This is a genomic window from Skermanella rosea, assembly GCF_016806835.2.
GTDB lineage: Bacteria > Pseudomonadota > Alphaproteobacteria > Azospirillales > Azospirillaceae > Skermanella > Skermanella rosea.
Window position 1 is genome coordinate 3,946,794 of record NZ_CP086111.1, and the last position, 17,822, is coordinate 3,964,615.

18 protein-coding genes are annotated in these 17,822 nt (G+C 66.9%); 8 read left to right on the forward strand and 10 right to left on the reverse strand.

All coding sequences use genetic code 11. From position 1 onward, the window contains the following. Nucleotides 1–32 precede the first annotated feature (32 nt). Complete coding sequence (locus tag JL101_RS18410) at nt 33–206, forward strand: hypothetical protein (RefSeq protein ID WP_203097263.1); 174 nt, start codon at nt 33–35, stop codon at nt 204–206. A 21-nt stretch (nt 207–227) separates the two neighbouring features. On the opposite strand, the gene JL101_RS18415 is transcribed toward JL101_RS18410, so the two are convergent. Both JL101_RS18415 and JL101_RS18420 read right to left on the reverse strand, forming a co-directional pair. Continuing rightward, complete coding sequence (locus JL101_RS18415) at nt 228–1,832, reverse strand: alpha-amylase family glycosyl hydrolase (RefSeq protein WP_203097022.1); 1,605 nt, start codon at nt 1,830–1,832, stop codon at nt 228–230. A gap of 78 nt (nt 1,833–1,910) precedes the next feature. Further along, entirely contained in the window at nt 1,911–2,423 is a 513-nt protein-coding gene (locus JL101_RS18420) for a hypothetical protein (RefSeq protein WP_203097021.1), read from the reverse strand. A 228-nt stretch (nt 2,424–2,651) separates the two neighbouring features. Here JL101_RS18420 and JL101_RS18425 point away from each other — a divergent pair, with 228 nt between their 5' ends. The 3 genes from JL101_RS18425 (at nt 2,652) to JL101_RS18435 (ending at nt 6,160) form a co-directional block, all read left to right on the forward strand. Beyond that, nucleotides 2,652–4,394 (forward strand): methyl-accepting chemotaxis protein, encoded by a 1,743-nt coding sequence (locus JL101_RS18425; protein ID WP_203097020.1) that lies wholly within the window; start codon nt 2,652–2,654, stop codon nt 4,392–4,394. Nucleotides 4,395–4,485: 91 nt separating this feature from the next. After that, complete coding sequence (locus tag JL101_RS18430) at nt 4,486–4,953, forward strand: RidA family protein (RefSeq protein WP_203097019.1); 468 nt, start codon at nt 4,486–4,488, stop codon at nt 4,951–4,953. A 40-nt stretch (nt 4,954–4,993) separates the two neighbouring features. Next, nucleotides 4,994–6,160 carry a GNAT family N-acetyltransferase gene (locus tag JL101_RS18435; protein ID WP_203097018.1) on the forward strand — a complete coding sequence of 389 codons (1,167 nt, stop codon included), beginning with the start codon at nt 4,994–4,996 and terminating at the stop codon, nt 6,158–6,160. 6 nt (nt 6,161–6,166) lie between these two features. Here the strand turns inward: JL101_RS18435 and JL101_RS18440 are convergent, their stop codons facing one another. Next, complete coding sequence (locus tag JL101_RS18440) at nt 6,167–7,285, reverse strand: CaiB/BaiF CoA transferase family protein (RefSeq protein WP_203097017.1); 1,119 nt, start codon at nt 7,283–7,285, stop codon at nt 6,167–6,169. Next, nucleotides 7,282–7,800 (reverse strand): hypothetical protein, encoded by a 519-nt coding sequence (locus JL101_RS18445; protein ID WP_203097016.1) that lies wholly within the window; start codon nt 7,798–7,800, stop codon nt 7,282–7,284. The genes JL101_RS18440 and JL101_RS18445 overlap by 4 nt, the downstream gene beginning before the upstream one ends. 256 nt (nt 7,801–8,056) lie before the next feature. Between JL101_RS18445 and JL101_RS18450 the strand changes: the two genes are divergently transcribed. Both JL101_RS18450 and JL101_RS18455 read left to right on the forward strand, forming a co-directional pair. Next, complete coding sequence (locus tag JL101_RS18450) at nt 8,057–8,389, forward strand: helix-turn-helix transcriptional regulator (protein ID WP_203097015.1); 333 nt, start codon at nt 8,057–8,059, stop codon at nt 8,387–8,389. A gap of 31 nt (nt 8,390–8,420) precedes the next feature. Continuing rightward, nucleotides 8,421–9,773 (forward strand): type II toxin-antitoxin system HipA family toxin, encoded by a 1,353-nt coding sequence (locus tag JL101_RS18455; protein WP_228434943.1) that lies wholly within the window; start codon nt 8,421–8,423, stop codon nt 9,771–9,773. Between the two features lie 100 nt (nt 9,774–9,873). On the opposite strand, the gene clpA is transcribed toward JL101_RS18455, so the two are convergent. The 3 genes from clpA to JL101_RS18470 all read right to left on the reverse strand — a co-directional run bounded on the left by clpA (nt 9,874) and on the right by JL101_RS18470 (nt 13,270). Continuing rightward, nucleotides 9,874–12,174, reverse strand: a complete 2,301-nt coding sequence (gene clpA, locus JL101_RS18460; RefSeq protein ID WP_201078689.1) for an ATP-dependent Clp protease ATP-binding subunit ClpA — start codon at nt 12,172–12,174, stop codon at nt 9,874–9,876. A 6-nt stretch (nt 12,175–12,180) separates the two neighbouring features. Further along, nucleotides 12,181–12,507, reverse strand: coding sequence for an ATP-dependent Clp protease adapter ClpS (clpS, locus tag JL101_RS18465; protein ID WP_158046428.1), 327 nt, complete (start codon nt 12,505–12,507; stop codon nt 12,181–12,183). A 334-nt stretch (nt 12,508–12,841) separates the two neighbouring features. Next, entirely contained in the window at nt 12,842–13,270 is a 429-nt protein-coding gene (locus tag JL101_RS18470; RefSeq protein ID WP_203097014.1) for a phasin family protein, read from the reverse strand. 308 nt (nt 13,271–13,578) lie between these two features. Here JL101_RS18470 and JL101_RS18475 point away from each other — a divergent pair, with 308 nt between their 5' ends. Then, nucleotides 13,579–14,346 carry a peptidase gene (locus JL101_RS18475; RefSeq protein WP_203097013.1) on the forward strand — a complete coding sequence of 256 codons (768 nt, stop codon included), beginning with the start codon at nt 13,579–13,581 and terminating at the stop codon, nt 14,344–14,346. A gap of 42 nt (nt 14,347–14,388) precedes the next feature. Here the strand turns inward: JL101_RS18475 and JL101_RS18480 are convergent, their stop codons facing one another. From JL101_RS18480 to JL101_RS18490, 3 genes are all read right to left on the reverse strand, one after another. Continuing rightward, entirely contained in the window at nt 14,389–15,153 is a 765-nt protein-coding gene (locus JL101_RS18480; RefSeq protein ID WP_203097012.1) for a Crp/Fnr family transcriptional regulator, read from the reverse strand. Nucleotides 15,154–15,246: 93 nt separating this feature from the next. Continuing rightward, nucleotides 15,247–15,513, reverse strand: coding sequence for a hypothetical protein (locus tag JL101_RS18485; protein ID WP_203097011.1), 267 nt, complete (start codon nt 15,511–15,513; stop codon nt 15,247–15,249). 140 nt (nt 15,514–15,653) lie between these two features. Beyond that, the gene (locus tag JL101_RS18490; protein ID WP_203097010.1) at nt 15,654–16,253 is read right to left on the reverse strand and encodes a hypothetical protein; all 600 of its coding nucleotides are present in this window, start codon (nt 16,251–16,253) and stop codon (nt 15,654–15,656) included. A gap of 201 nt (nt 16,254–16,454) precedes the next feature. Between JL101_RS18490 and JL101_RS18495 the strand changes: the two genes are divergently transcribed. Then, nucleotides 16,455–17,714, forward strand: a complete 1,260-nt coding sequence (locus tag JL101_RS18495) for a D-alanyl-D-alanine carboxypeptidase family protein (RefSeq protein WP_203097009.1) — start codon at nt 16,455–16,457, stop codon at nt 17,712–17,714. The last annotated feature ends 108 nt before the right edge of the window (nt 17,715–17,822 follow it).

Consider the following 17,822-nt stretch of genomic DNA (forward strand, 5'->3'; position numbering starts at 1 on the left):
ACCTGTTGCAGGAATAAAACAGGAGGATGGAAATGGCCGATCCGAAACGAGATCCCGGACAGGAACATGGGGATACGCCCCGCACCGGCCGGAACGAACCGCCGGACGAACAGGAACAGACCGGGATCATCCCGGGCAAGGTTCCGGGCTCCCCCGCCGACCCGACGGACCCCCGGTTCCCCGGCAGCCAGCCGGACCTCGCCTGAGCGACGGGTCCGGCTTCGCCTTCACGGTACGGCCGGGACGACGATGACGCCCTCGTCGGGACGCAACTCCACGGTGGTGCCGCGCAGGGCCTCGGAACGGTCCAGGTGCGTGGAAAGCCGGATACGCCCGCCGGCGAAGCGGTCCGGCAGGTCGACCCGGGCCGCCGCCGGCCCGAGGTTCAGGGCGACAGCGAAGCGGTCGCTTCCCGAGACGCGCTGGAAGACCAGGAGATCGCCGTCCGCCGAGACCGGCTCGTAGGCCCCTACCGACAGGGCCGCCTCGCTCCGGCGCAGCGCGGTCAGCGCCCGGTACAGGGAGAGCATCGACCGACCGTCGCCGGACTGGGCTTCCACGTTGACCTCCCGGAAGCTGTCGGGGATCGGGAGCCAGGGCCGGCCGGTGGTGAAACCGGCGTTGGGCGCGGCGCTCCACTGCATCGGCGTACGCTGCGGGTCGCGTCCCAATCCCTTGCCGGGCACGTTCTTCTCGAACGGGTCCTGGACCTGGTCGGGCCGGATGGGACCGTTCTCCATCCCGAGTTCGTCGCCGTAATAAAGCGTCGGGGTGCCGCGCAGCGTCAGCAGCAGCATCGCGGCGACACGGGCCTGGGCGGGGCCGACGCGGCTGGCGATCCGCGGCTTGTCGTGGTTGCCCAGGACCCAGTTGGGCCAGCCGCCGGGCGGCAGGGCCGCCTCGTAGTCGCCGATCAGCCGCTCCAGCGTCCGGGCGTGCCACGGCGCGTCGATCAGCTGGAAATTGAACGGCATGTGGGTGCCGGCAAGGTCGACGCCGTAATAGGCCATCAGCCGTTCCAGGGGCAGGTAGATCTCGCCGATCAGCACCCTGTCCTCGTACTCGTCGATCACGGAGCGCATCTCGCGCACGACGTCCTGCACCTCGGGCCGGTCGGCGGTGTAGACGGGCACGAGCCGGTGGAACGGGTCCATGCCCGGCGACCAGCCGGGAGAGACGGGATTGTCGCGGAACTGATCGTCCTTTATCAGATGCCAGATCACATCGACCCGGAAGCCGTCGACGCCCCGCGCCATCCAGGAGCGCAGCGCGTCATACATGGCCTCGCGCACGGCGGGGTTGCGCCAGTTGAGGTCCGGCTGCTCCTTTAGGAAAGCATGGTAATAATACTGACCCGTCCCGGCGTCGAACTCCCAGGCGCTGCCGCCGAAGTTGCTCAGCCAGTTGTTGGGCGGGCCGCCATCGGGCGCCGGGTCGCGCCAGATGTACCAGTCGCGCCTTGCCGACTCCCGGGATCGCCGCGCCTCCTCGAACCAGGGGTGCCGGTCCGACGTGTGGTTCGGCACGAAGTCCAGGATCAGCTTCAGCCCCCGCCGGTGAACCTGGGCGACCAGCGCGTCGAACTGCTCCTGCGTGCCGAAGATCGGATCGACGCCGGTGAAGTCGGCGACGTCGTAGCCGAAATCCGCCATCGGCGAAGGATAGATCGGGGACAGCCAGACGGCGTCGACACCCAACTGCACCAGATGGTCCAGACGGTCCATGATGCCCGGCAGATCGCCGATACCGTCGCCGTCGCTGTCCTGGAACGATCTTGGATAGATCTGATAGACGATGCCGTGCTGCCACCAAGCCGTGCCGGTCTTGTGCATGGCGGAATACCCTTTCCGATACCTGCGGTTCCCTGGGGAAACGCGCCTATCCGCCAATCGGCTCCAACCATTCCGCCCCTAGTGGATCATGACCCCGTCCGGAACCGTCGAGCCCGACGGCATGTCCCGGTAGGGCAGCATCAGGCCCCGCGCGGCGAACGCCTCGGCGAACCGCATCGCCCCGATCAGCAGGCCGTCGGGATGCGCGATGCCGGACAGGGTCTGCGCCGCGGTCTGGGCGAGCAGCCCGTCGCCGCGCTGGCAGGCGCCGAGGAGGACCAGCAGCAGGGCCTCGTCGTCGCCGACGCAGCGGCAGCAGGGCTGGTGGTGGGTGATGGTCCGCCGCGCCGTCCGGCGCAGCGCCTCGACCATCTCGGCCAATGCCGCCGCAGCCTCGCGCGCGACCGGCTCGCCGCAGCGGCGCTGAAAGCCGCGCCAGACCGTCTCCCACTGTTCCGGCGCCTGGTGGCGCACGCCCAGGACCCAGCGGCGGAACGCCCACACGATCAGGGATTCGGCATCCTCCTGCTCCGGGACGAAATCGAGGTCCGGCATGCTGGCGGTCGATCGGTCGAGCATCTGGTACGACATGGGAACCCCCTGAAAGTGATAATCACTCGCATTCTCTTCCCATGGATACTCCTGTTGAGAGTCGTTCGCAACACATCCGGAGGGCATAGGCGCGACAGAGTGGCGCAGCATCCATCCCGAACCGCCGCAGTGTCCCGCTGATTAACCTTGAATTCGCGAAGATGAGAAAGACTCGCGGGAACAAGGCAGACTCAAAACATGGCCGAGGGTGCAACGATGTTCTCCGGAATGAGCATAAGGCGAAAGATCCTCCTGATCGTCGGCGCCGGCCTGGTGGGACTGCTGACCGTCACCGCCGCGGCCCTGGGCACCCTGAGGAGCCAGATGTTCGCGGACCGGCAGGTCCAGACGCGCCAGCTGGTGGAGGTCGCCGTCGCCCAGGTCGATCATTACGCCAAGCTCGCCGCGGCAGGATCCATGACGCAGGAGGCCGCGAAGGCGGCGGCCCTGGCCGGCATCACGGCCCTGCGATATGCGGACGGCGAGTATTTCTTCGTCCTCGACCCGTCCGGCACGGTCCTCGCCCACGGCACGAATCCCCAGCTGGTCGGGAGGAACCTACGGGACACCAAGGACGCCAACGGTTTCGCCTTCGTCGGGGAGATGACCCGGCGCGCGATCGCCGACGGTTCGGCCGTCGTCCGCTATGTCTGGCCGAAGGCGGGATCGACGAAGCCGCAGCCGAAGATCGGCTATGCCGGCCATTACAAGCCCTGGGACTGGGTGGTCGGCTCGGGCCTCTACGTGGACGATGCGGAGGCCGCCTTCCTGCTGAGCGGCCTGGAACTGGGAGCGGTCTGCCTGGTCATCCTGATCGTCCAGGGGCTGATCGCGGCGGCCCTGGCGCGCGCCATCGTCCGCCCGATCCCCGTCATGCAGAACTCCATATCGGCGGCCAGGACGGGCGACCTGTCGCGGACGGTCGGCATCGACAGCGGCGACGAGATCGGCGCCATGGCGCAAGACTTCAACCATCTGCTGGAGAGCCTGAGGGACAGCCTGGGGCAGGTCAGCGAGGCCAGCGGCTCGGTCTCCACCGCGTCGGTCGAACTCTCCGCCTCCGCGGAGGAGATGAGCCGGAACGCGGAAACCATGAACGGCCACGCCGACCAGATCAACAGCGCCGTCGTCGGCGTGGTCGGCGCCGTCGGCGACCTGACCGCCATCGCCGAGGAGCTGGCGAGCAGCGCCGACGGCGTCGCCGCCGCGTCGGAGGAGATGATCGCGTCGATCCGCGAGGTGGCGCGCCATGCCGCGGCCAGTTCCGACGTCGCGCACAAGGCCTCCTCCGCCGCCGACCAGGCGCGCGACACCTTGCAGGGCGCCGAGCAGGCGATCCGGTCGGCGGTCGACAACATCCGCCAGCTGTCCCAGAACAGCACGGAGATCGGCGAGGTGATCCAGGTGATCTCCGACATCGCCGAGCAGACCAACCTGCTGGCGCTGAACGCCACGATCGAGGCGGCGCGGGCCGGCGAGGCGGGGAAGGGTTTCGCCGTCGTCGCGACCGAGGTCAAGAACCTGGCGACCCAGAGCGCCCGGGCCGCCGAGCAGATCGCCCACCGGATCACCGCGACCCAGGAACAGACCGAGCGGTCCGTCACGTCGATCGACCAGGTCGCCGACGCCATGTCCAGGGTCTCCGGATCGATCGGCGCGATCCACGAGGTGATCTCGCAGATCGACCGGATCGCCGGATCGATCGCGGCCGAGGTGGACCAGCAGAGCGCCACCACCAGCGAGATCGGCCGCAATGTCGGGCAGGTCGCGACCTCGGCCAAGGCGGTGGCGTCGGACACCAGCCAGACGGCGGAGGAGGCGAAGCTGGTCAGCGAGGCGGTCCGCACCATGGTCGCCATCGCGCAGAGCACAGCGGCCGGCGCCACCGAGACGTCGAGCGCCGCGGCGGAGCTCAGCCGGCTGGCGAACCAGCTCGACGGGCTCGTCGGGCGCTACAAGCTGAGCGCCTGATCCACCCCTTGCCCCGGCGCCCCTGGCCCGCGGCGGATTGTCCCGCTATGGTCCTCCCTTCCGACACAACGACACAGGAAGGAAGAAAACCATGGCGGGAACCATCGCGGCGCGCCTGACGGAACTGGGCATCGACCTGCCGAAAGTGGCGGCTCCGGCCGGGGCCTACGTGCCCTATACCCTGTCCGGCAAGATCCTGTTCGTCTCCGGCCAGATCCCCATGCGGGACGGCTCGCTGACCCACAAGGGCAAGGTCGGGACCGACGTTTCCGTCGAGGACGGCCATGCCTGCGCCCGGGTCTGCGCGCTCAACATCCTGGCCCAGGTGGCTGCCGCTTGCGGCGGCGACCTGGACAAGGTCGCGCGGTGCCTCAAGCTGGGCGGCTTCGTCAATTGCGGTCCCGATTTCAACGACCATCCCAAGGTCATCAACGGCGCGTCGGAACTGATGCTGGAAGTCTTCGGCGAGGCCGGCAAGCACGCGCGGTTCGCGGTCGGCGCCCCGTCGCTGCCGCTGGGATGCTCGGTCGAGGTCGAGGCGGTCTTCGAACTGAAGTGAGCGTCTTGCGCCGCAGCGCGAAACGCTTAATTCTCTGGTCATGCCAGATGGAAACGACAGCATCACGGTCAAGGTGATACCGGGTATCGGCGCGGTCGACGCCGCCGCCTGGGATGCCTGTGCCGGCGCGGAGAACCCGTTCCTCAGCCACGCCTTCCTCGGGGCGCTCGAAGACAGCGGGTCCTGCCGCGCCGTGACCGGCTGGCAGCCCCAGCATCTGGTGCTCGAAAGCCCGGAAGGCGGGGTCTGGGGAGCGGTCCCGCTCTACCTGAAGAGCCATTCCTACGGCGAATACGTGTTCGACCACGCCTGGGCGAACGCGTACGAGCGGGCGGGCGGCAGCTACTATCCCAAGCTCCAGGCCGCCGTCCCCTTCACGCCGGTGACCGGCCCGCGCCTGCTGGTCCATCCCGAGGCCCCCGCCGGGGTCGCCCCGGCACTGATCTCGGCGATGGAGCAGCTCGGGCTGCGCCACGCCGTCTCCTCGATCCACGTCACCTTTCCGACCGAATCGGATTGGAACCGCTTCGGCGAGGCCGGCTGGCTCCAGCGGATCGGGCAGCAGTACCACTGGGAGAACCGGGGTTACGGCAGCTTCGACGATTTCCTGGGCGAGTTGAACTCCCGCAAGCGCAAGTCGATCCGGAAGGAACGGCGCGAAGTGGCGGAGACCGGCGTGAAGATCCACACCCTGACCGGTCCCGACCTGCGGCAGGAGCACTGGGACGTCTTCTACAAGTTCTACATGGACACCAGCGACCGGAAGTGGGGCAGCGCTTATCTGAACCGGAAATTCTTCCGCCAGCTGGGCGAGACCATGGCCGACCGGGTCGTGCTGATCCTGGTCGAGGACGACGGCGACTGGGTCGCCGGCGCCCTGAACCTTCTCGGCAGCGATACGCTCTACGGCCGCAACTGGGGCTGCCTCGCCACGTACAAGCACCTGCATTTCGAGGCGTGCTACTACCGCGCCATCGACTTCGCGATCGAGCGAGGACTGAAACGGGTCGAGGCCGGCGCCCAGGGCCAGCACAAGATCCAGCGCGGCTACCTGCCGACCCCGACATACAGCGCCCACTGGATCCGCGATCCGGGATTCCGCGCGGCGGTCGCCGACTATCTCAGGCGCGAGCGGCCCGCCGTGGAAAGCGAGATCGCGATCCTGATGCAGGACAGCCCGTTCCGGCAGGAGAATAGCTGCGGCTGACCCGCGTCAGGCGGTCTTCCAGCGATCCAGTACGGCTTCCGCATCGACCTGCCGGAGAGGCGGCCGGGCCGGCGGCGGACCGCCGTCGACCCGCAGCCCGAACAGGGTCTCGACCAGGGGCTCGGCGTCCCCCGACACCCTCACCTGCCCGCGCGCGGCGACGTGGGGATGGGCGGGGACGTCGGCCAGCTCGGCCACCGTCTCGAAGCAGCAATCCACGCCGGCGAACAGCGCTTCCCAGTGCGCCAGCGGCTCGGCCGCGACCGCGCCGGACACCTCCCGGATCAGGTCCCGCTGCGGCATCGGCTCGAACTGGCGCGGGGTCCAGTCGGGCCGGCCCAGGGTGGCGCAGAAGGCCGCCCAGAACTTCTCCTCGATGGCGCCCAGGCTGACGAACCGGCCGTCCGCCGTGCGATAGATCTGGTAGCAGGCCGCCCCTCCCGTCAGCAGGTCGCCCGCCGGGCGAGGAGGCGCGCCGCGCCGGGCCAGGGTGAGCGGCCAGGACTGCCACCCCAGCACCGTCTCCATCAGGCTGAGGTCCAGGAAAGCCCCCTGCCCGGTCCTGCCCCGGCGGAACAGCGCGGCCGACACGGCGGCGACGGTCTGGATGGCGGCGGCATGGTCGGCCACCGGCGGATGGGCCATCGCCGGCGCACCCGCCGTTCCCGAAGAGGCCAGGCCGCCGCCCAGCGCCATATAGTTGATGTCATGGCCGGCACGCAGGCGATAGGGGCCGTCCTGCCCCCAGCCGGACAGCGCCGCGTGGACGAGCCCCGGATTCAGCTCCCCGAGCCGCGCGCGCGACAGCCCGAGCCGGTCCAGGGTGCCCGGCCGGTAACTCTCGACCAGCACGTCGGCGGCCCGCACCAGGGACTCGAAAGATGTCCGGTCGGCGGCCTGCTTAAGGTCGAGCAGGACCACGGCCTTGCCGGCATTGACCAGCTTGTAGGCGGGAGCCAGCCCGTCCGGATCGGTCCCGCCGAGCCGCCGCATCGGGTCGCCCGTGGGTGGTTCCACCTTGACCACCTCGGCCCCCATGTCCGACAGCATCTGGGCGGCGAACGGACCCGGCAGGTACTGGCTGAGGTCGAGGACGCGGATGCCGTCGAGCAGGCCGCCGGTCATACCGCGCCTGTCCCGAACTTCAGCAGTCCGGGGGCCTTGTCGATGATCTCTTCCAGGATCGCCTCCGCCGTGTCCAGGTCGTTGGCCAGGCCCGTGCTCAGCCGGTTGACATAATCGGGCCGGCGCAGTTTCTCGCGCGCCTCGTACAGGCTGTGCAGCTCGGCGATGAAGATTTCGCGGGCGCCCAGGGGCAGGATGGTGTTGGCCGAGAGGACGAAGAAGAAGCGCATGCTGGCCTTGATCAGCAGGCCCAGCATCAGTATGTCCATCCGCTCGAACTCGGTCTTCAGGTCGTCAACCCGGCCGTCGGCCACATGCTTCAGGCGCCCCTCGATCAGGATGCACAGCGCCTTGAACTCCCCGACCTTCTCGCGGAAATGACGGTACGCGACGAAGCTGTTGTTGGCCGCCTCGCGCTGCGCCTCCGCGGCCAGCTTGGCGGCTTCGCGGGCCTGCCGTTCGAGCGCATGCAGCAGGCCTTCCACTTCGCTGCGCTTGTAGGTGCGTTGGACCAAGGGACGAATTCCGACAGTCAGACCGGGGCAACCCTATAGCATGGTGGCGAAAAATCGTCATGCGTCATGTCGGGAACCGGAAATGCGCTTCCGGCGTCGATGACGTCGTCACGTCGCATCGATCCGGAACCACGGGATCGGGCTGGTATGCCGGCCATGCTTGGTCCATCAGCCGGCTTACGGCATAATGACCCATATACTATCCAAATCATGGTGATTCGGACAGTATATGGGTCACGTCTCTTCGAAATTGGTGATGACGATGAAGCGGACCTATTCCCGTTACGCCCAGCAGGGGCTTGCCCTGTTGGGAAAGTCGATTCGTCTCGGACGCCTTCAGCACCGGATCACGGCGCAGGAGCTGGCCGAGCGTATCGGCGTGTCGCGGAGTACGCTTCAGCGCATCGAGAAGGGCGATGCCAAGGTCGAGATCGGACTCGTCTTCGAGGCTGCGGCCATCGTCGGGATCAAGCTGTTCGATGCGGACGATCGGACGATCACGGGTATGCTGTCCCGGGTGGACGACCGGATAGCCCTGCTGCCGAAGCATGTCTACAAGGCGGGAAAGCAGGTTGAAGATGATTTCTAGAGGGCTGATATCCAAGAATGGAAAGCCCGGGGTGCAGGGACCCGGCGCGCTGAAGCGGACCCGGACGCCCAAGGAGAAGTCCAAGGTCCCGAACAGCGATTCGGCCTATGTCTGGGTGTGGCTGCCAGGATCGGCTGAGCCTGTGGTGGCCGGTCGTCTTCAGGCAAACCGTGGGCTTGTCACCTTCAACTACGGCAAGGGCTATCTCGGCCGGTCCGAAGCGATCCCGCTCTATTTGCCGGAACTGCCGCTGGAGAAAGGCGCGCTGCCGCTGCTGCCCGGCCTCACCATGCCGGGATGCATCCGGGATGCCGCCCCCGATGCCTGGGGGCGCCGTGTCATCCTTAATCGGAAATTCGGCGTCGAGGGCGACGATACTGCCGACCTCAAGCTCTCGGAGGTGACCTTCCTGCTCGAGTCAGGATCGGACCGGATCGGCGGACTCGACTTCCAACTATCGCCGACGGTCTACGAGCCGCGGTCGGCAGCGAATGCGACGATCGAGGAGTTGATGCAGTCCGCCGAGCGGGTGGAAAAGGGAATTCCGCTGTCGCCGGACCTCGACCAAGCGCTACAGCACGGCACGTCGATCGGCGGCGCGCGTCCGAAGGCTTTGATCGAGGACGGTCCGGATAAGCACATCGCCAAGTTTTCGTCCTCGTCCGATCTCTACAGCGTCGTCAAGGGCGAGTTCATCGGCATGCGCCTCGCCGCCCTGTGCGGTATCGACGCGGCACCGGTGTCGCTGGTCAGCGCCTTGGGCAAGGACGTGCTGCTGGTCAAGCGATTCGACCGGGTGCGGGCGCCGGGCGGATGGCAGCGCCGACTGATGGTGTCGGCGCTGACCATGCTCGGACTCGACGAGATGATGGCGCGCTACGCGAGCTACCAGGACTTCGCGGAGATCATCCGCCACCGCTTTGTCGAGCCTGCGGCTACACTGCGCGAGCTTTTCGCCAGGATCGTCTTCAATATCCTGTGCGGCAACACCGACGACCATGCCCGCAACCACGCCGCCTTCTGGGACGGGACGAAATTGGCCCTGACGCCGGCCTACGACATCTGTCCCCAGAACCGGACCGGCCAGGAGGCGACCCAGGCGATGCTGATCGGCGGCGACAACCGCACGAGCCGGATCGCCTCGTGCCTCGAAGCGGCGCATCATTTCCTGCTGTCCGAACCGGAGGCGATTGCGCTCGTCGAGCGACAGCTGAGAGTCATCGGCGGGAACTGGTCGCGAGTCTGCGACGAGGCGGCAGTCAACGAGACGGATCGCCGCCTGTTCTGGGGTCGCCAATTCCTGAACCCTTACGCCTTCACGGCGCTCGACGGTGCCGGGGCGACGCTGGGGAGGCTGGCGGACGACATCCGGGGTGCCGCCTGAGGGCGGCCCGGACGGAAAGCCGCGTCCCCTGAACGGAAATCGGCGCGCACCGAAGTGCGCGCCGATGATCGACCCCAGGGGCCCGATCGGATGACGGAGGTCAGTCCACCATCTCGGGAACCTTCTCCTCCTCGTTGTCCGTCGGCGGCGGATCGGGATAGGTGAAGGTCAGCTTGTCGTCCGCGACGGTCACCTTGACGGTGCCGCCCTTGGCGAGCTTGCCGAACAGCAGTTCCTCGGCCAGCGGCTTCTTGATGTTCTCCTGGATCACGCGGCCGAGCGGCCGGGCGCCGTAGAGAGGATCGTAGCCCTTCCTTCCGAGCCACTCCCGGGCCTCGTCGGTCAGTTCGATCGTCACCCCGCGATCCGTGAGCTGGGCTTCCAGCTGGATGACGAACTTGTCGACGACCTGGCCGATGATCTCCGGCGAGAGCGCGGAGAACGGGATGATGGCGTCAAGCCGGTTGCGGAACTCCGGCGTGAACATGCGGTTGATCGCCTCCATGTCCTCGCCGACCCGCGCCGCCCGCTCGAACCCGATCGCCGGCTTCGCCATGTCGGAGGCGCCCGCGTTCGTGGTCATGATCAGGATCACGTTGCGGAAATCGACCGTCTTGCCGTTGTGGTCGGTCAGCTTGCCGTGGTCCATCACCTGCAACAGGATGTTGAACAGGTCCGGGTGGGCCTTCTCGATCTCGTCGAGCAGCAGGACCGCGTGCGGGTGCTGGTCGATCGCGTCGGTCAGCAGGCCGCCCTGGTCGAACCCGACATAGCCCGGAGGCGCGCCGATCAGGCGCGACACGGTATGCCGCTCCATGTACTCGGACATGTCGAAGCGGATCAGCTCGATCCCCAGCGTCATGCTGAGCTGGCGCGCCGCCTCGGTCTTGCCGACGCCGGTCGGGCCGCTGAACAGATAGTTGCCGATCGGCTTCTCCGGATCGCGCAGGCCGGCGCGGGCCAGCTTGATCGCCGAGGACAGGGCCTCGATCGCCTTGTCCTGGCCGAACACCATGGTGCGCAGGTCGCGCTCCAGGTTCAGCAGCACCTCGCGGTCGTCGCGCGACACGCTCTTGGGCGGGATGCGGGCGATCTTGGCGACCACCGCCTCCACGTCCTTGACCGAGATGGTCTTCTTCCGCCGCGACTCCGGCACCAGCATCTGCGCGGCGCCGACCTCGTCGATGATGTCGATCGCCTTGTCCGGCAGCTTGCGGTCGCCGATGTAGCGGGCCGACAGCTCGACCGCCGAGCGGATCGCCTCGTTGGTGTAGCGGATCCGGTGATACTTCTCGTAGTAGGGCTTCAGGCCCCGCAGGATCTTGACCGCATCCTCGATCGACGGCTCGTTGACGTCGATCTTCTGGAAGCGCCGGACCAGCGCCCGGTCCTTCTCGAAGTAGTTCCGGTATTCCTTGTAGGTGGTCGACCCGACGCACCGCAGCGCACCGCTGGCGAGCGCCGGCTTCAGCAGGTTCGAGGCATCCATCGCACCGCCCGAGGTGGCACCGGCGCCGATCACCGTATGGATCTCGTCGATGAAGAGGATGGCTCCTTCCATCGCTTCCAGTTCGGACAGGACCGCCTTCAGCCGCTCCTCGAAGTCGCCGCGGTACCGGGTGCCGGCCAGCAGGGAACCCATGTCGAGCGAGAAGATGGTCGCGTTCTCCAGGACGTCCGGCACTTCGCCATGGACGATCCGGCGGGCCAGGCCCTCGGCGATGGCGGTCTTGCCGACGCCGGGATCACCCACGTAGAGCGGATTGTTCTTCGAACGGCGGCACAGGATCTGGATGGTCCGCTCGACCTCCTGCTCCCGCCCGATCAGCGGATCGATCTTCCCGCTGGCCGCCTTCTTGTTGAGGTTGACGCAATATGCCTCGAGAGCTTCAGTGCCTTTCTTCACGACCTTCTCCGCCGCAGCGTCGTCGTCAGCTCCCGATACCCGCTTCGTCTCGTTGCGGCCCGGCGCCTTCGCGATCCCGTGAGAAATATAGTTCACCGCGTCGAACCGGGTCATTTCCTGCTCCTGCAGGTAATAGACCGCATGGCTCTCGCGTTCAGAGAACAGCGCAACCAGCACATTGGCTCCGGTCACTTCTTCACGGCCGGAACTTTGTACGTGGATCGCCGCCCGCTGCAGCACCCGCTGGAAGCCGGCAGTCGGCTTCGCGTCCTCGGGACGGTTGGTGATCAGGTTCGAAAGCTCGTTGTCGAGGTATTCGCCAAGCTCCGAGCGCAGCTTGTCGAGGTTCACGCCGCACGCCCGCAGGACGGCTACCGCATCCTGGTCTTCCGTGAGCGCGAGCAGGAGATGCTCAAGCGTGGCGTATTCGTGACGGCGCTCGTTGGCGTAGGCTAGGGCTCGGTGCAGCGATTGCTCGAGATTACGCGAGAGCATGCCGGGCTAATCCTTCTCCAGGGTGCATTGCAAAGGATGCTGGTGTTGGCGGGCAAAGTCCATCACCTGGGTAACCTTCGTTTCGGCTACCTCGTAGGTGAAGACTCCGCAGATGCCGACGCCACGCCGATGCACGTGCAACATGATGCGCGTGGCTTCCTCGCGGTTCTTGTTGAAGAATCGCTCCAACACCAGAACGACGAACTCCATCGGAGTATAGTCGTCGTTCAGCATTAGAACTTTGTACATAGAGGGTTTCTTCGTCTTGGGCTTGGCCTTGACGACCACTCCCGTCACGGTCCCCTCGTCCCCGTGCTTGTCGCTGTCGGCCATGGGCAAATTTAGCAATCATCGCGATGGACATCCTCCGACAATCATATGAGATTTCCGGACGCGCTTGGAAGAGGCGTCTTGCGCCAAATCCACATCGGGGGGAAGGATTCCTGAGAATTGTTCCCAGGCGGCCGACCTCGCGCAATAATCGAAATGCCCCGTCCTCGAAAACGGGCTTACAGGAACGATCGTTCCAATCACGGAATTGCCGAAGGCAGAAGTTACAAACGGCGACGGCCCGGCGGTCACTCTGGACCGCCGGGCCGCCTGCGTTTCGGCTCTGCCGGGACGGCGCGGCGCCGAGGTGCCGCTCCGTCCCGAAGATTTTCCCGCGTTACGCCGCCAGCGGCTTGCCCAGCTTCTCGATGGTGGCGTTGAGGCGCGCGTTGATCGGCTGGAACGCCTCGTTGGCGACCTTGACCGACAGCTCGGACAGCTTGGCGCTTTCGGCCAGCGCGGTGTCGAGCGTGGACTTGGTGTAGCTGGACTGCAGGTCGACCAGGTCGCGGACGGTCTTGACGCTCATCGCGGCCTTGCTGGCGGCGGCGCCGCTCTCCAGCGAGGACTGGGAGTAGGCCAGCGCGCGCTTGCCCAACTCCTCGAAGCCCTTCGCGAGGACGGTGCCGGCCTGGATCAGGGCGTCGACATTCGCCTTGCTGAAGGTGGCGTATTCCTCGTAGCCCTTGACGATCTGGGCGGCCGCCTTCTCCATCTGCTCCTTGGAAACGGTCGCGAACTGCTCGTAATTCGGGGTCGTGGCCATGTGGACTTCCTTTCGGTTGGTCGCCGCCACCAACTCCGTCGAGGGTCGCGGCAGGGTTTCGAGTATGCGTGCGCCAGGCCTCTGAACTTTCATGCTGCACTGCAGCAATGCACTCACTATAGGCATTTTCCCGGCGCCGTCAACGATTTTTGTGCACCGCACAATGACCCTCGGGAAGGCGTTCCCGCGTCATTAACGGGGTGTTCACCAACTCCCGCCATGGTCGGTGGCCGGGCCGGAACCGCGCTTGTGGCGGAACCCCCGGCGTGACAGGATGCGTCGCCTTTTCGCCTTTGGATTTGCCAGAAATGACCTATTGCCTCGGCATCAAGATCCGCGATGGCCTGATCGGCCTGTCGGACGGCCGCATCACCAACGGTTCCCAGCTTTCAGCGGCCCGCAAGGTCACGATCATGGGATCGGGAGGCCATCGGTTCTTCATCATGAACTCGGGCCTGCGCAGCGTGCGCGACAAGACGCTGGCCTATCTGCGCCGGGACATGGGCAAGCGCCCGACCGAAAGCTTCTCGAGCATGCTCGACGCGGTCGGCGCCTTCACGACCTGTCTGCGGCAAGTCGCCGCGGAGGACAAGGAGGCCCTGGAAGCCAGCAAGCTCCACTTCAATCTCCACGCCATCATCGGCGGCCGCCTGTCCGACGACCGCGAGCCGACCATGTTCCTGGTCTATCCCGAGGGCAACTGGATCGAGGTGGACGAGCGCACGCCCTATCTGTCCATCGGAGCCACGGCCTATGGCAAGCCGATCCTGGACCGGGCGCTGCGGTACGACACCTCCATGCAGACGGCGCTGAAGCTGGCCTACCTGTCCTTCGACTCGACCCGGTTCAGTTCGGCCGACGTCGGGTTCCCGATCGACATGGTGACGATGACCAACGGCGACGGCAACTGGCGCCAGACCCAGTTCGACTACGACGACCTGGTCGACCAGCGCCAGTGGTGGAACCGCAACCTGACCGACCTGGCCCAGCGCATGCCCGACGGCCCCTGGATCGACAAGCTGATACCGGCCGCGCAGCCGACGCTGGCGGTGGTCGGCGGCGAGGATCGGGAATAACGGAACAGCGTCCGGGGAGGCCGAAGAGGACGCCGGGCTTCGTCAGATCAGGCCCTTCAACCTTCTGCCGGGGCCGCTATCGGGGTCGTCATCGACGCGGTCCAGGTGGAGATAGTTCGGGTTGAACTTCGCCGCCTTGCGCAGCCCGGCCGCGTCGCGCACGGTCCAGAACCTTCCGTCCGTCGCGATCAGCCCCTCCTCGCGCAGGCGTTGCAGCACCCTGTTGACATATACGGGCGTCAGGCCGGTCGCATCGGCGAGGTCGGACTGGGTGATCGGCCACTCGAACCGCTCGTCCTCCGTCGTGGCGACCGCCCTCAGCCGAATGAGCATCTCATAGACGAGGAACGCGATCCTTCCATAGGCATCCCGACGGCCCTGGTCGATGATCCGCTCGCGCAGGATGCTTTCGTCCTGCAACGTACCCCACCAGAGCGCCAGTGCCACGCCGGGCCGGTTGAGCAGCAGCTCGCGCATCGCGTCGCCCGGAATCGCGGCGATACGGCAGGGGGCGAGGGTGCCGATATGGTGATCCATCTCCTTCAGGATGAAGACCTCGGCGTCGCAGAGGTCGCCCGCCACCAGGAAGGCCAGGATCTGCCGCCTGCCGTCCTCCAGGATCTTGTAGCGACAGGCGAGACCCGAGATGACCAGGTGGTTCTCCGAAGAATGCTCGCCCTCGCGCAGGATATCCTCGTGCGCCCCGTAGCTCCGCAGGTTCCGCGAGGAGAGTTGGTCCAGCAATTCCCTGTCCTCCCGGGAGAACCGGGTGAACTGCTCCATCTTCATGATCCAAGGGTTGGCCATCGATCGGTGCCTCCTGCGCTGTCCCGAGACCTGACGGTACTCCGGGATAACGGAAGACAGGAGATTTGGTCCCCTCCCCGGACTACCGCCCGCTCAATCGGGTGCCGGGGGTCCTGCCGCGTCCGGCGACAGCAGGACGGCCCGTTCGATCGGATCCTCGCGGCGGGACGCCGACACGGCCATGGCGGCCTTGCTGCGCCCGATGCTCTCCCCGGTTCCGGCCCGGAGCCTTTCAAGGTCGGTGCGCCGCTCGGCCGAGACGGTCCTGAACCGCTCCGCCGCCGCGCGGCACCGGAGGACAGCATGCTGGGCCCGGAGAATTGCCCTCCGGGCCTGCTCGATCGCGTTCGGTTTGCCCATGCGTCCCCCTGACGGCTCTGCTGCCCCGGGGACCCTGCGCCCTTCCGCCGACAACGATGTGTCCCTGTCTAGGCTAAAGAGGCCGGTGCCGCCCTATACTGGTATAGTCGCGTGAGTCTTTTCGCCGTCCTTCCGCCGATTCACCGCGGCACCTCCGGGGCCGGTCCCGCCGCGGTCCGGCCGTCGATTATCTCGAGCCGCTCGGCGGGATTGGAGAAGGCGGTCAGGAAATAGGCGCCATCATGGCAGCCGCTGGCCAGCCAGAGCACGCCGCCCGGCTTCGTCCGGAACCCTCGCAGCGGCGTGTCGAAGACGCCGCTGTCGGCGAGGCTGCGGGTCAGCCAGTCGAACTGCTCGGGCGAAAGCCTGATGCGGGCGGCGGCGCCTTCGCCGGTGCCCAGGGCTTCTTCGGGCTGGCGCCGCGCCAGGTCGGCGGCGGGTATCTCGCGCGCTTCCACCACGGCGCCGCCCGGCCGGCCGGAGCGCCCGTCGTCGCCTTCCCCGTGCACCTCGTAGGTCCTGAGCTGGGCGCTCGACCGCGCATTGTAGATCAGGCGGTAGCGGTCGGGAGACTCGGCGGAGCACTGGGCCCGCAGATCCTCCCCGTTGACGTAGCTGAACCAGGTGAGCTTGCGCACGCCCGCATCCTCGGCCGGGCCGAACGAGGCGCACCCGGTCAGGGCTTGACCGAGCAGGAGGAGGGCCGCCGCGGCGGCCGGACCGAACGGAGGCAGGCGCATGACGGACAATATACCACCGCCCGCCGGGGCGGACGATAGAAGCACCCGACAATCTTCCGGTGCGTCACTGCCTCATCCTTTAGGGATCAGGGTCGGAAGTCCACCGTTGCGCCCGTTTAACGAAAGGACGGTAGACATTGATTCAACACGAACTTACCATCCGGCCAAGATTTGTTCAGAAGGTGTATTGGGGGCTCCGCCGTGTCAAATCCGTCCCGCCGACCGGGCTTTCTCGCCACGACCATCCTGGCCCTGTCGTTCGTTCTCATCGGATCCCTGGCGGACCCGGCACAGGCTCAATCGAAATACGCCTCCATCGTGATCGATGCCGGCAATGGGGAGGTCCTGTACCGGGCCAATGCCGACGACCCCAAATACCCGGCGTCGCTGACCAAGATGATGACCCTCTACCTGACCTTCGAGGCGCTGCAGAAGAAGCGGATCAAGCTTGGCCAGAGCCTGACGGTATCCCGCAAGGCTGCATCGCAGCCGCCGACCAAGCTGGACCTCAAGCCCGGCCAGCGGATCAAGGTCGAGCACGCGATCCTGGCGCTGGTGACGAAGTCGGCGAACGATGCCGCGATGGTCCTGGCGGAGGGAGTCGGCGGGTCCGAAAGCCGCTTCGCCACGATGATGACCCGGAAGGCGCGCCAACTCGGCATGTCGCGGACGACTTTCCGAAATCCGCACGGCCTCCCCGACGAGCGGCAGGTCTCGACCGCGCGCGACCTGGCCACGCTGGCGTCGGCGCTGATCCGCGACTATCCGAAATACTATCCCTATTTCAGCCGGGCCAGCTTCACCTATCGCGGCGTGGAGCACCCCAACCACAACCGCCTGATGGGCGCCTACCAGGGCATGGACGGGCTGAAAACCGGGTATATCCGGGCATCGGGCTTCAATCTGGCGGCATCGGCGGTGCGCCAGGGCCGGCGCCTGATCGCGGTGGTCATGGGCGGCGACACGCCGGCCTGGCGCGACGCCCATCTGGCCGAACTGCTCGACCAGGGTTTCGCCACGCCGCGCACGCCGGCGCCGCTGGTCGCCTCGCTCCGCGCGCCCGCCCGACCGGACCGCAAGCCGGACCTCGGCGGCGGCGTCGAGGTCGCCAGCCTGGAGGAGGTCGTCGACAGTTCCGACCTCGCGACGCTGGCCGCCACCTTGAGCCCGCCGCTCGGCACGGCCGGCAGCGCGGTCGCGGCGGAGACCGCCGTCTGGGGGGTGCAGGTCGGCGCCTTCAGCGATGCCGGCGCGGGCCGCAAGGCGCTCGACATGGTGAGCCGCCGCCTGCCCTCGCTGCTCGCCCAGGCCTATCCGCAGATGATCCAGGTGACGACGGGTTCCGGCCGGCTGTTCCGCGCCCGCCTGATGGGCCTGGACGAAACCACCGCGCGGAACGTTTGCGCCAGCCTGGAGCGGGCCGGCGACGACTGCATCATGGTGGCGCCCCAGGGGCTTTGAGGCCCTCCGGAGGCGCCTGTCCGGCGACGGTGCCGTGCGCCGGATCCGGCGTCCCCATGCCGTTGCTCCGCCAGGGGACGCGTCAGCCGGACGCTCGCCCGCCGCGCC